Raw genomic sequence first — 13,527 nt, forward strand, 5'->3', positions numbered from 1 at the left:
CTAACGTCGAACTACGATTAGAGATCGTCGCTCAACGACCAGATTTCTTCCATGACCGGCATCTCCATATTGTCTGGATCGATCCCTTCCGTTTTGAACTGCTCCACATGAGATTCCCACTCCTCATTTTCGGGGTCGCTCTCGTAGCGCTCCTGAAACTGTTCCATGTCCTCAACCTCAATGATACCGACCGCTATCTCGTCGCGAAGGAAGAGTCGGTATTCGTAGACACCCCCCTCAACCATAGCATCAATGACCGACTCAGGGACGTTGTCGTGGGCTTCGATGTACTCGTCGGTCATCTCCGGTTTGATACGCTGTAATATCGCCACCTGTTCGAGATCTTGATTCTCAGTCACGGCTGCATAGTCACGAATAGGCCTATTAAAAATTCCGGGTTTTTGGACACTATCTTGTGCATCAGTCAATCCACAAGATCAGATGACGAACCTCTAACCGTATGGGGTCAGTCCCTCCTATCGAAACGAATTCGCTCCACGTTTGCGACAAATAGTCGGTAGAAGTTCTCTCGTCGATTCTCATCCAACAGGAGGCATGCGGCGGGTTCGTGACTGCACCTCGTGTAATTTCAGCCAGCCATCAGGGCAGAAGATGACTCTTCTCAGCATGAGTTTAACCGGAGAACGTAAACAGAGGTGTCGGCAAAACCAATAAATTTTATATTCATACCACGAGGCATACGGATGTGACTCCAGAGATCACAAAGATAGAGAGCGTCGAATTCGAATATCCGATCGAGAACGTCGGCACAGACGGCAACGGGTTCAACCTTGTCTACGAGCCCGGGTCGACGCTCACGAGTTCGAAAATTGCAGTTAAAGTCCATACAGACACCGGGATCACCGGTGAGTACGTCGTCGCGACGTCGACGTCGCCGGACCAGATCAGCAAGTTCGCGAAGTTTCTCATCGGGAAGAACCCGCTCGAGCGCGAACGCCACTGGTCAGAGGTCAAGCGCGCGCTCCGGAAGTACGATCGGATGGGAATGGGGCCCATCGACATCGCGCTGTGGGACTTCGCCGGGAAGTACTACGACGCGCCCATCCACGAACTGCTGGGTACCTACCGCGAGCGTCTGCCCGCCTACGCCTCGACGTACCACGGCGACGACGCGGGCGGCCTGGACTCGCCCGAGGCGTTCGCCGACTTCGCCGAGGAGTGCCTAGAGATGGGGTACGGCGGCTTCAAGATCCACGGTTGGGGCGGCGGCGACGAGCTACGCAACCTCGACCGGGAGATCAAGGCCGTCCACGCCGTCGGCGAGCGCGTCGGCGACGAGATGGACCTGATGCACGACCCCGCATGCGAACTCGAGACGTTCGCTGACGCCCTCAAACTCGGCCGCGCGCTCGACGAGGAGGGATTTTTCTGGTACGAGGACCCCTACCGCGACGGCGGTATCTCCCAGCACGGCCACCGGAAGTTACGCCAGAAGCTCGACACGCCCATCCTCCAGACCGAGCACGTCAGGGGACTCGAACCGGCCACCGACTTCGTCGCCAACGAGGCGACGGACTTCATGCGCGCGGACCCGGAGTACGACGCCGGCATCACCGGCGCGATGAAACGCGTCCACGTCGCCGAAGGGTTCGGCATCGACGTGGAGTTTCACGCCCCGGGGCCGGCTCAGCGCCACTGTATCGCCGCAACGCGCAACGCCAACTACTACGAACTCGCGCTGGTCCACCCCGACTGCCCGAACACCCAGCCGCCCGTCTACGAGGGCGACTACTCAGACATGATCGACACCATCGACGAGGACGGTACTGTCCCGGTCCCCGACGGTCCCGGCCTCGGCGTTGAGTACGACTGGGACTACATCGAGGACAACGCAACCGGTAGCGTCCAGACGTACGAATAATCGCTCAATTTCGTTCCACATTTTGTTTATCGGACTATCTGATTGGAAATTTTAGATGCGATAACTCCAACTCGGTTCTTAGTTCTGGATGAATTTCACGGCTGAAAATAATGGACGAAGGCCACGGAGCTACAGCCGTGGGAAAGCTTATTAATAATTAACATTACTATCCGGTATGGAGTTCGATCCAAATAGACGACAGCTTTTACGAGCAGCGGCGGCCGTCCCTGTGCTCGGCCTCGCCAGTCAATCGGCTGGCGCGACATCGGAACGAGACGATTACTGGGAGTTCGAGAGCGAATTCTTCGCTACTGCTTTCGCTGAGTACTACGGCACATACGACACTAACAGCGACGGCGACCTCTGGCCCAGTTGCTGGGCAGACGACGGGCACCTGTACACGGCAAACGGGGACGGCACCGGGTTCGCAGATGATTCTTGGTCCGATATCGTAATGAATCGAGTCTATGGGACGCCCGATACCGGGCTGACAGGTGAGCGCCTCGCTGCTGGAGACGAACTCGGGATCATCTGGGCAGATTCCGACGAGTACAACCGCAAACCAACCGGAATGGTAGCTGTTGATGGCAACGGCGACGGTAACGACGAACTGTACCTTGCCTACCAAGATCTTCGTCACTCCCCCGCCGAGAAGGCGTTCGACGATGCGCCCAACGCGAGTGTTGCAAAATCTGTCGACTACGGAGAGACCTGGGAAACGACCGATGAACCGATGTTTTCCAAGTATGTGTTCACCACCGTTTTTTTCCTCGATTACGGTCAGAGCCACGAGAATGTCGACGTTCTTGCCCCAAATCCACCCGGACACGGTGATACCGAACCGCCCGGGACTGATAGTTCGTCGAAGGAGTCAGGTAATCGCTCACGAGGGATCGGTGCGACAGAGCCGCCAGGACATGGCGGTAACAACCCTGAAGAGTACGTGTATGCGTACGGCCTGGACAACAACTGGCGCAGTTCGTTTAGCGGGACCGTTCCGGACCCGGTTCGACTCTATCTTGCGCGGGCGCCGATAGACTCGATTATGGACCGGTCCACGTGGGAATTCTTCGCCGGAGTCACGAACAACGGTCGACCGACGTGGACTGCTGAACTCGAGGGCCGCGAACCCGTTCTGGAAGACGAGAGGCGCGTGTACGAGGACCAGTACATGGAGAACGGGCCGAACCGCGGCGAATCGATGAGTGTCTTATCGCAGGGCAGCGTCGTGTACAACGAACCACTCGACCGATATCTCTACACCTCCTGGACCGAATATACGTTCGAATTCTACGAAGCACCGGAGCCGTGGGGCCCCTGGAAGCTATTCATGCGCAAAGACTTTGGGAGTCTCCCATGGTTCGGCAACGTTATTGACGAACTGTGCGACGGACCCGTAAATGGAGGGTACGCCACGACCATTCCATCCAAATTTATCGGAGACAACGGCGAGTCGATGTGGATGCAGGCAAACTGGTTCGAAGGAGTTGCCTGCGGTGGAAATAACTACAATTTCGATCTCAGAGAGTTCGACGTGACGCCGTATGCAGAGTCGAATCCGTCCAACAAGCGTTCTGCCGACAACCTGGCAACGAGAGACGGAACGGTGCCCATAGAGAAGAGCGCACACTACGGAAACGGCAAGTACTACAACTCCGGGGAGAGGGGCCAGAGCGAAGACAGCTGGGATGGGACGGCTAAACCGCTTGACTTCTGGGGATATCTCTGGGAGACGGAATACGCTCTCAATAGAGTCGTCTACACGACCGGTGCTATGTTCCCCGACGGCGGCTGGTTCGCCAATGACGGCGATAGCTTACGAGTACAGGTTCGCCGTAATTTCGAATGGGTTGACGTGGACGGACTCTCGATCGAACCAGAGTACCCGTACGATGAAACCGCAGGTCCCAACAACACGTACGAATTCACGTTCGAGGACGATCACGGAGATGGTGTCCGTATTATCGGTGTTCCAGGCGGGAACGCAGCGTTCACGTCTATCGGTGAACTGGAAGCCTACTACAAGTGAAAGATCCTACAGTCCGCGTACCGAAACCGACTACGAATCGATTCTTCGTCTTCACGTGGTCTACTCGTAGAGAAGCGTGCCCCTCGAAGACTTAATTTTCTGCTTTGGAGGATTCGTCGACCGTGGTGACCTCGAGGGCTTCTCTCGTCGTTCCGTGCGCAATCGCGTCGCCGGATTCGTCGAAGAGGTGGATCTTTGAACGGTCGAGGTAGACGTCAAGCGTGTCCCCTTCCTTGATCTCGGTATCGGGTTCGACCTCCATGAGCAGTTCGTCGACTTCGTGAATGCCCGTCGCGTTCTCGTCCCCGATAAGCAGATAGGTCATCACTCGGTTCCCAGTGGGTTCGGTCACGTCAACAGTTACCTGTATGGGTGTCGAGTACTCTTTCTGGCCAGCAGTCTTGTCGCTGGGATAGATGTCCTCCGGGCGGATACCGAGCGTCACGTTCGCTTTCCGTTCGAGAGCCAGTTGCTCGGTATCAAGTGGGATGTCGAAGCGGGGCGTCTCCAGACCGTCCTCCGTTACGACCCCGTCGATAAAGTTCATCGACGGAGAGCCGATGAAGCTCGCAACGAACTGGTTTGCCGGTTCGTTGTAACATTCGAGTGGGGGAGCGAATTGCTGGACCGCTCCCCCGTCCATCACCACGATCCGATCAGACATCGTCATCGCCTCTTCCTGATCGTGGGTGACGTACACCATTGTGACGTCAAGTTCACGCTGAATGCGCTGTATCTCCGTTCGCATGTGGACGCGCAACTTCGCGTCGAGGTTCGCTAGTGGTTCGTCCATGAGGAAGACGTCCGGATTTCTAACGAGCGCACGACCGATCGCGACGCGTTGGCGTTGTCCACCGGATAACTCGTCCGGCATCCGGTTGAGCATTCCCTCTAGCTGGAGGATCTCGACCGCTTCGTCGACCCGCTGATCGATCTCGTCGGATTCGTATCCCCGCATCCGCAGCCCGAAGCTGATGTTCCCGTAGACGCTCTTGTGGGGGAACAGGGCAATATTTTGGAATACCATCGCGATTCCTCGGTCCTTCGGAGCGTCGTCCGTGACATCCCTGCCGCCGATCTCGACCGTTCCGCTCGTCGGGCGAGTCAGCCCCGAGATCATCCCGAGCGTCGTCGATTTCCCGCAGCCTGACGGACCGACGAACGAGACGAATTCTCCGTCTTCTAGCTTTAGGTTCGTGTTGTTGACCGCAACGACATCACTATACTCCTTTCGCAACTCTTGAAGTGTTAATTCTGACATGTGTATTATTCTTTGAGTGCTCCCGCGGTTAGTCCACTAACGATCCGTTCCTGTGCAAGCAAGACAAGTATCGCGACGGGAATGATCCCTATCAGACTTGCTGCTGCCATGAGGTTGTACGGCGTCTGATACTGGCCGGGGCCTGCCTGAAACTGCATGATACCCCAGACGAGTGGTGAACCATTTACAGCCTCGCCGTCCGTCATTAGAAACGAGAAGAAGAACTCGTTGTAGACGGCGATGAACGTCAGTACTCCGGCAGTGACGACACCCGGCGCCGAGAGCGGAACGATAACTCGGAAGAGAGCCCCCAGCCGGGTCGTTCCCTCAATTCGGGCCGCGTCTTCGAGCCCATCCGGGATCTGACTGTAGAATACTGTTAGGATGTAGATCGCGAAGGGCATTGTCAATGCACTCAGCGGAGTGACAATCGCCCACGGTGTGTTGTACAGGTCGGGCAATGAGACCCCAAACAACACCGTATTCCCCGTAAGGAGATTGAATAACGGTACGAGGACCGCTGCAGGGGGAAAGTACGAGATGACCAGTAACACGAGGAGGAGCGGCGTCCGACCTCGAAATTCGAAGCGGCCGAACGCGTATCCTGCGAGACTTCCGAGGATCAGCACGAGAGCCGTCACGAAGGTAGCGATAAAGATGCTATTGAATATATATATATGGAAGGGGACGGCCTGGAACACTTCCACGAAGGCTCCAAAGTTAAACCCTCGAGGATAGGGCCCCATGCCGGCGATCATGTTGTTCGGGGTGATCGCGAGGATGACCAACCAGTAAAAGGGAAATAACGTCGTCACGAGGAAGAATATCCCAAGCAGATAGAACGCCGCCTTGTAGGCTATCGAAGGGTTCGCAATTACCCGCTGGACGAGGCTATTGATCCCTGATTCTGTGCTTTCGGTGTCAGTTTGACGCGGCATGTTGGACGCCGCATCGTCGGTGTCTGTTGGTTCTGTCATATCAGAGGCTTTCCTCCCTGAATCGGTAGAGATAGATGCTGACGAAGATGGCGACGACTACGGCGGTAAATACTGCGATGGTCGCGGACGTCCCGTAGAACCGCTGACGGAAGGTACCGACGACCATACACGAGAGCGACGGTACGGTGTTACAGCCAGCCATTATCTCAATGATTCCGTACACTTTCAGCGCCTGTATGCTCCGGAAGAGGAGCGCAACGAGGACCGCTGGCAGGATGAGCGGGAACGTGATCTCCTTGAACTGTTGCCACTTAGACGCACCGGAGACCTTGGCAACGTTATAGAGGTCTCGATCAATCGTCTGGATACCGGCAAGCACGATTAGCGTGACAAACGAAGTCGTCTTCCAGATGTCCGCAAGGATGATGATGAGCAACGAATCCGTCGTGTTGGACAGTGGGGCACTAGAGATCAGGCCCATATTGTGAAGTGGTTCAACCCCGAAGCCGATCCCCGGGGAGAAGAGCAGGTAGAACATCATCCCGTGAATAGCGATCGGAACCGCCCACGGGAGGAGTACGATCAGGCGGGCCCATCTTCGTCCACGGAAGGATCGATCTAGGAAGAGCGCCTGTACGACACCGAGTACTGCTTCGATGAACACGCTGACGATCGTGAAGACGAGTGTAACGATTAGTGAACTCTGGAGTGGTCTATTCAGATCGATAAACGGAGCTGGAAGCAGGGTCGAGAGGTCCCCGGTGAACAAGTCGACGTAGTTCTGCACACCGACAAAATCACCTAGATCTCCCGCCTGAACGATCGAATCGGCGTAGAACGACATTTCGACCGTCCGCAACAGGGGCCAAAACGCGAGAATGGCCAGCAGGATGCTCGTCGGAGTTAATAGCAGGTAGACGAACTGCGTATCCGTAAGTCCCTCAATCCAGTAGAGGAATCGGCGATCCAACCTGTATGATTCTTTTAAATTCATGAATTTGTGTGTAATGGAATCAGTTCGGAGTGTGATGGGCTTCTATTCGGAGAGTTCCGCTTCGATGTCCTCGATAGACGATTTCAGGTTACTCATTGCCTGTTCGGGCGACTTTTCCTGATTGAGACAGCTGTTGACTTCCTGCGAGATCTGGCTCGACTCCGGACCCCACGCCACCGTTGCAGCACGCGGAATTGCTCGTGGCGCAGTTGTCCGAAGGACATCGAGATACCGGCTCACCGGGCCGATGCCCTCGAGTGCGTCGGATTCGAGGAGCGAGATGTCCGGGGGAAGCGTCCCGGTGAGCTCGAACAACGTGGTACGGAACTCCTCGTTTCCGACCATCGCTTCTAGGACCTGAACGGCTTCCTCGACGTTCTCAGAGTTGGGATTGACCATGCACGTCCAGCCACCGACGAAACTACGACCGACTCCGCCAGTTCCCTCGTATTCCCCTTCACCGTCCGGGACGCCGTACGGGATAGGCATGACGCCGAGGTCTTCTCCGTGAGCGTCTTCTGCACCGCTCGTCGTCCACGTGGTCGGCCAGTTTCGGTTTGCGATGGCATTTCCGTCCACAAACGGCTGAAGTGACGTGTCTTCGGCCCACTGGAGGGTGGCCGACGGGGAGATATCACCTGCAAACCCGTCGAGCGCGTGCTCGTCATCTTCCCCGTGGATGAATGTTCGAATCATGCGAAGCGCTTGGTAGTGGGGCTCTTCGTCCACCGTTACTGGCCGGTCCCCGACGGGGCCGAAAAGGTTGTCGCGACCGCCAAAGTACGCGCCACCGAAGCTGGTCATCCACTCGTTGTAGTTACAACAGGACAGGCCCTCGTAAGCGCTTCCTTGGAATGTGAACCCGTAATCGATGTCGGAATTCTGTTCCAGGACATCGGCAATCATCTGCGAGAAATCCTGCCACGACATGCCCTCCGTCATCCAGTTCTCGCCTTCAGGGTCGTATCCGGCGTCTTCGACGAGGTCCTTGCGATACTGAATCCCGGCAATGTCGGTGTTGTACTGCACACCGAAGAGATTACCGTCGCGGTCAGTCATCGTCCCTCGCAGTTGTTCAACGTAATTCTCTTGCATGTAGTCAAGCGACTCTTGGGACATGTGTTCGCTCAGGTTGAGCACCTGGCCCCTGACTACGTAGGGAATCGACCAAGCGGTGTCAGGCGTGATGATATCTGGAGTACTCCGTCCAGAACTGAGCCACTGGTTGTACTGGGACTGGGTGTCGTCAGTCGTTTCACCAGGTTGGTCAGCCAATTCGACGGTGATGTTATCTGGAAGTTCTGCTTCTAACGTTTCGCTGATCGCCTCTTTTTCATCGTCATCGTAGTCGTGAGTGTTCCAAGTGATCGTGACACCTCCATCACCGGAGTTCCCGACTGTCGTCCCTTCACCGCCACTGTTGCCGCTATTTCCGGAACAGCCTGCGAGACCAGCTGCGATTCCCGTTGCTCCGACGGATTCGACGAATTGCCGTCGTGAAAATCCGTTTACTGATGATTCTACTCTCTGCTGCTCGTTACTGTCTGACATGCGTCTACCCCGTCAATCTTATGTCTAATAAGTGTTGCTAACGATTAACCAACTGCGTAACAGGCCAGAATACATTTTTTGAATAGAAATTACTTAGAAAAATTATATTATGGCCATTATGTATTTCGTATCAGATATTATTCTCTTTCTGACGTCACGTCGGTTATTATCTCAGAGGCGCAAGAGAGTTTATTACATCGACGGTCTTTCACGTCTCAGTTGATCAACGCGCGGCTCACGAGATTTTAGTTAGAGATATTATAAAAATGGTTATGCTGATTCAGTAAAACGTACCTGTAGGCGTGTTTGATAGCTTAAAACGGCCGGAGTACACAGGTCTCAACCGATGTTACCCCTGCACCATACTCAACATCGTTCTTCTAGTTGGTCTCGGTTTTCTCGTTACGTCCGTCTCTGTCGTTGGTGCCTCAATTCTTCTCATAATCGGCGGTGTCTCAATCTGGTTTCGGGGATACATCATTCCCTATACACCGTTTATCGGCCCGTGGTTCAGGAATAAGCTCTTTAAGATCACAGGTCAAGAAATTCCATCCGGGTCAAATGACGGATCGTTAGCGAGCGACGACATGTCTGGAGAGAGAGTTGTAGAAGAATTACTTCGCACAGACATTTTAGAGTTGACAGGGGGAGACGACCTGGTCCTCTCCGAACCATTTCGGTCCAAGTGGCGTGCAAAGATGGAAGAAGTCCGGAGACTAGATCTCGACAAATTCGAACGGTGGGCGACAATGATCCTCCAGGACTGCGATATTTCGGGGGTCGAAGCGAAAGATCAACGCTGGGCAGACTCATACGTGGTTGTCACGTTCCCGTTCGGAGAGGAGTCGATACTTCGATATCCGGTGGCCGTGGCTGAATTTTCGTCGCTCGCAACACTAGAGGGATACGGGCTGGAACCGCCCGTTCGCCTTCACAGTTGTGGACCCCTTAGAGGTTTCCTCACGGAGTGCCCGCTCTGTGATACACCATTGGAAGTGTCACGATATGATGGGTGTTGCGGCAATCCACGCGCCGGAGAAGAAAGTCCGGGTCTCATTTGCAAGCAGTGCCGAACGGTTCTGTATAAGTTCCCCAAATAACCCTCGATAGTTTGCGTCGCGCCGTGACTCTGTTCTGAAGGAGAGAGATTCACTTCCCCGGTCAATCGCTGACAGACGAGACCACCAATCTGTAATTCTCGACCGTCAATCCCTTGCTGGTGTCGCCGTAACGCACAATCCAATCATGCGACAATCTATATCGATTCTCCGCCTCTTGGGAAACATTTATGACATTCTCCTAGCAAGGCATACAGCATGCGGTTCAGAACCGGGTTAGACGACATTACCCAGCTAAGTGACGAGAAAAGTAGATCGATCACCGCAGAAAATCCGGATGGTGCTGTCGGTGCAGGGGGAAAAGAGGCAAGCAATCTCGGACCAGCGCGAAAAGGTCGGCCGTGTCTGCGAAACGTCGAACCGGGGAGTACGGAAACGCTAGCCGAAATCGACGGTCCCGGCGTCATCAAGCATATCTGGATGACCGTCCGAGACGAGACGGACTCCGGACCAACTGTACTTCGCGACCTCGTGCTACGGATGTACTGGGACGACGAGAATGACCCGTCCGTAGAGGTCCCTCTTGGTGACTTCTTCTGTAACGGACACGCGATGCGATGTGAAGTGAACTCGGAGCCGATCATCGTCGTCCCGGAAGGAGGGTTCAACTGTTATTTCCCGATGCCGTTCCGCGATGACGCCAAGATCACAATCGAATCGGAGCATCCGGAGGAAATCCCCGCGCTTTTCTACCAGATAGACTACTCACTAGTTCCGGAACTGGACGACGACACGGCGTACTTTCACGCGCAGTGGCGCCGGGAGAAGCCGACGACCATCAAAGAGGACTACACGATCGTGGACGATATCTCCGGCAAAGGACACTTCGTCGGAACCTATTTGGCCTGGACGGCGCTGGAAGAGTACTGGTGGGGTGAAGGCGAAGTGAAGTGTTACATTGACGGGGACGAAGAGTATCCCACCATCTGCGGTACTGGCACCGAAGATTATGTTGGAGGTGCCTGGTGTTTCAACGATCCCTCGGGCAGCGAGGAGACGTTCCCGTCGCCAATGACGTACTCGACCCCTTATCTCGGATATCCGTTGTACGACGACGGTAGTGACGGACAGGGACGACCGCCGAGGCACGGCCTTTATCGGTGGCATATCCCCGATCCGATTCACTTCGACGAGGACCTGCGCGTGACCGTCCAACAGATTGGTCACAACAGTCGTGAGCTATTCGAGCGGTCGGACGCCATTTCGTCAGTCGCGTATTGGTATCAATCAGAACCCCACAACAGCTTCCCAGAGTTACCTGAGCGAAACGAACGGATACCACTATAAAACGCTAGAAACTGCCAGAGACAATGGGATATCGTACCGAACGGCAAACTGATCGGACTTCTGATCGAGCAACGCTGCCGATTCGGGCAAGAGCTTCACGATCTCGTGGTTGTGAGCATCGAGTGCCCAGTACGCTCCCGGCCAGAAGCGGTACCCCGATGTCGAGTTATACCCCGCCAGTCGAGACGTACAGGTAGCTGCCGATACTGCCGGAGAACACGATCTCGAAGAGGTCGGTTCCGACGGCGATGGGAACCGGCACGCTGATGATGGAGAACAGCGCGGGCATGTGGATGAAGCCGTCGCCGCGCAAGTTCAGCATCGGCGGGATGTGGTACGACTGAATCTTCTTGGCGATGTCGGGGATGTCGTCCGTGTCGACTTCGGCGTCGCTGTCGAGGTCGTGGCTGACGCCGACGTCACTATCGTCATCGCCTGTCAGCTGTTGGTAGGTGAAGAACGATACCGCCAAGCAGTACCGCGTAGATGACGCTGATGAGCGCGTCGGCACCCCCATGTGCCTGTAAGCCGACAACCAACTACTTGCCGATTTCGGACCGATGGTGTCCTGATGATCATTGACACGCCGAGTCTGTAGTCGACCTGTCCGAGGTCACGGTGTTTGAGCGTCCCGATGACGGGGGTCCCGAACACGAACGCGAGACCGCTCCCGACGGCGACTGTTGGCTCGTAACCCATCACGAGCTAGACGGGTGTCACGAGGAACGACCCACCCATGCCGAAGAAGCCGAATAGGACGCCAATCATGAGTCCGAAGACGACCAACAGTACGGGCAGCGCCACGCTGATCCCGCAGATGTCCATGATTACTCCCTGCCCGTGATGACGGCGGTTACGGCCGGGCCGACCACCTTCTCTAGCGCGCCATACCCTACGTAGAGGACGACCGCCTCGACGAGCACCAAGCTCACGAGTCGGATCGATTCGAAGTCGACCGTCAGCGCACCTTCGGTCGCTACCATGAGCCGTCACGGCCGTTCCAGTCAGGTTTCGAATATCTCTGAGCCGACGATATTGTGTAAATCGTACTTTTCTGCTCAGCACCACTCCGACGGCCCCTATTTAATGAGCACGAGAGTATTGCCTAAGATCATCAATTCTAATCTGTTCTATAACGTATAAATATCTCATAGACGACGATGGGTGGCAAAACGAACTCAGTCACTCGGGGCGACGGCCGCATCGGAGTCGGTCTGCCGAGACCGCCAATAGCCCTGCGCGTAGGCGCCGAGGAACATCCCGCCGATGGCCCAGAAGATGGGGATTACCGATCCTTTCCGCACGTACCTCGAGGATTTTTACCGGTTCGCCGTCGTCGACGCGCTGTTTGAAGGTCTCCGAGTCGATCGATTCTACGTCCGTGTCCGATTCGGGAACGCGTCGTTCATCTGTACGCTCCGATACTGGCTCATCGTACATAAGGTCCCATATAGTATACAATATTAATTGGCTACAAACTATCTCAAATAGATTATAACTCGCATAAATAGGATTCACACCGTATTTTGATTCCATCGTTGTGTGCTTGAGACCCAATACCGACACAACTTTTAGAGACAGGCGAGTAGTGTGGGATGAGTCCAATACAGAACGGGCAGATCAGAATGAGCACGGATACACCCGATAGTTCGGCCGACTCGGTCGGCGTTCCCGACGACGCGTCGGCTGTCGAACTCGCGGCACACGTACCCGAAATCGCCGAGAGGATCCGCCGCTCGTCGGACCGCAAGAGTTCGTCACCCTTGGCGCCGACTGCGACCGACCATCCGCGATCTCGTCGGTGGCCACTTCGGCGGCCACCCCGACCCCTCCGAGTTCGGCGTCGTCGTCGACGCCGACCACCTAGTGACCGAGGGCGTCACCGAGTTCTGCGTCTTCGACGAGGCGTACAAACTGGAGTGGGACGACGAGAAGGTGACGGTGCTCGCGCACCTCGACCACCCCGAGCTGGACGACTACCCGGCGCTCTGGGTGAAGTCGTACGGCGATGGCGCTGTCTGCTACTGCTCGCTCGGCCACACGCCGGAAGCGTTCGAGAACGAGTCGTTCCGCACGCTGCTCCGCAATGCCGTCCGGTGGGCGTCCGCAGATAACCGTCCCTGAGACGACGGCGGTGAGATCCGAACGGAACCGAGCGGCGCCGCTCTCGACGGCAGAGTGAAGCGATTCGGTCGGAGAGAGCCTCACATGAAGTGAGATCGGACCGACGTTCACGACGGGACGCTCTTTCTCGAACACGACGGCTGGTTCGAAGTGTGACAAATGGAGGATATCGTCGCGCTCGTCGAATCGATCGGCGAGAAGGACGAACATAGATCAGCTCCGGAATGTCTGCCTTTGCAGAGCTCTTGCAGTTCATTTGAGACAGCAAAGGAACCACGACGTTCGTAGACGGCGCCGGAATCGTAGGGTTTCGGTTGTCACGGGCGCGTGCCGGTACCCCAAA

The 13,527-nt window shown here is 55.7% G+C and carries 11 protein-coding genes and 2 pseudogenes; 5 read left to right on the plus strand and 8 right to left on the minus strand.

Annotated elements, in window-relative coordinates:
- Window positions 1–17: 17 nt before the first annotated feature.
- Complete coding sequence (locus LAQ74_RS18550; protein ID WP_224337677.1) at window positions 18–359, minus strand: L-rhamnose mutarotase; 342 nt, start codon at window positions 357–359, stop codon at window positions 18–20.
- A gap of 347 nt (window positions 360–706) precedes the next feature.
- On the opposite strand from LAQ74_RS18550, the gene LAQ74_RS18555 reads away from it, so the two are divergent.
- Both LAQ74_RS18555 and LAQ74_RS18560 read left to right on the plus strand, forming a co-directional pair.
- Window positions 707–1,882: a mandelate racemase family protein gene (locus tag LAQ74_RS18555; RefSeq protein ID WP_224337679.1), complete on the plus strand. Its 1,176-nt coding sequence runs from the start codon at window positions 707–709 to the stop codon at window positions 1,880–1,882.
- 175 nt (window positions 1,883–2,057) lie between these two features.
- A complete protein-coding gene (locus tag LAQ74_RS18560) occupies window positions 2,058–3,911 on the plus strand; it encodes a glycoside hydrolase family 183 protein (RefSeq protein ID WP_224337681.1) in 1,854 nt (617 codons plus the stop codon).
- A gap of 91 nt (window positions 3,912–4,002) precedes the next feature.
- Here LAQ74_RS18560 and LAQ74_RS18565 read toward each other — a convergent pair whose 3' ends face one another.
- From LAQ74_RS18565 to LAQ74_RS18580, 4 genes are all read right to left on the minus strand, one after another.
- On the minus strand, window positions 4,003–5,172 hold the full coding sequence (locus LAQ74_RS18565) for an ABC transporter ATP-binding protein (protein WP_224337682.1): 1,170 nt from the start codon (window positions 5,170–5,172) through the stop codon (window positions 4,003–4,005).
- Between the two features lie 5 nt (window positions 5,173–5,177).
- The gene (locus tag LAQ74_RS18570; protein WP_425498549.1) at window positions 5,178–6,149 is read right to left on the minus strand and encodes a carbohydrate ABC transporter permease; all 972 of its coding nucleotides are present in this window, start codon (window positions 6,147–6,149) and stop codon (window positions 5,178–5,180) included.
- Window position 6,150: 1 nt separating this feature from the next.
- Window positions 6,151–6,954 carry a carbohydrate ABC transporter permease gene (locus LAQ74_RS18575; RefSeq protein ID WP_224337684.1) on the minus strand — a complete coding sequence of 268 codons (804 nt, stop codon included), beginning with the start codon at window positions 6,952–6,954 and terminating at the stop codon, window positions 6,151–6,153.
- A gap of 192 nt (window positions 6,955–7,146) precedes the next feature.
- Window positions 7,147–8,655: an extracellular solute-binding protein gene (locus LAQ74_RS18580; RefSeq protein WP_224337686.1), complete on the minus strand. Its 1,509-nt coding sequence runs from the start codon at window positions 8,653–8,655 to the stop codon at window positions 7,147–7,149.
- A 302-nt stretch (window positions 8,656–8,957) separates the two neighbouring features.
- Between LAQ74_RS18580 and LAQ74_RS18585 the strand changes: the two genes are divergently transcribed.
- Both LAQ74_RS18585 and LAQ74_RS18590 read left to right on the plus strand, forming a co-directional pair.
- Window positions 8,958–9,755: a DUF8054 domain-containing protein gene (locus LAQ74_RS18585; RefSeq protein ID WP_224337688.1), complete on the plus strand. Its 798-nt coding sequence runs from the start codon at window positions 8,958–8,960 to the stop codon at window positions 9,753–9,755.
- Between the two features lie 216 nt (window positions 9,756–9,971).
- Window positions 9,972–11,060 carry a glycoside hydrolase family 172 protein gene (locus LAQ74_RS18590; RefSeq protein WP_224337690.1) on the plus strand — a complete coding sequence of 363 codons (1,089 nt, stop codon included), beginning with the start codon at window positions 9,972–9,974 and terminating at the stop codon, window positions 11,058–11,060.
- Between the two features lie 55 nt (window positions 11,061–11,115).
- On the opposite strand, the pseudogene LAQ74_RS18595 reads toward LAQ74_RS18590, so the two are convergent.
- The 3 genes and pseudogenes from LAQ74_RS18595 to LAQ74_RS18605 all read right to left on the minus strand — a co-directional run.
- Window positions 11,116–11,885, minus strand: a pseudogene (locus tag LAQ74_RS18595) (TSUP family transporter); the annotation flags it as partial.
- Between the two features lie 2 nt (window positions 11,886–11,887).
- Window positions 11,888–12,043, minus strand: coding sequence for a DUF7512 family protein (locus LAQ74_RS18600; protein WP_224337692.1), 156 nt, complete (start codon window positions 12,041–12,043; stop codon window positions 11,888–11,890).
- A 195-nt stretch (window positions 12,044–12,238) separates the two neighbouring features.
- Window positions 12,239–12,346 (minus strand): annotated as a pseudogene (locus LAQ74_RS18605) (YeeE/YedE family protein); the annotation flags it as partial.
- A 499-nt stretch (window positions 12,347–12,845) separates the two neighbouring features.
- On the opposite strand from LAQ74_RS18605, the gene LAQ74_RS18610 reads away from it, so the two are divergent.
- Window positions 12,846–13,184: a ThuA domain-containing protein gene (locus LAQ74_RS18610; RefSeq protein WP_224338083.1), complete on the plus strand. Its 339-nt coding sequence runs from the start codon at window positions 12,846–12,848 to the stop codon at window positions 13,182–13,184.
- The last annotated feature ends 343 nt before the right edge of the window (window positions 13,185–13,527 follow it).

Origin of the sequence: Haloprofundus halobius (genome assembly GCF_020097835.1) — an archaeon.
Lineage (GTDB): Archaea > Halobacteriota > Halobacteria > Halobacteriales > Haloferacaceae > Haloprofundus > Haloprofundus halobius.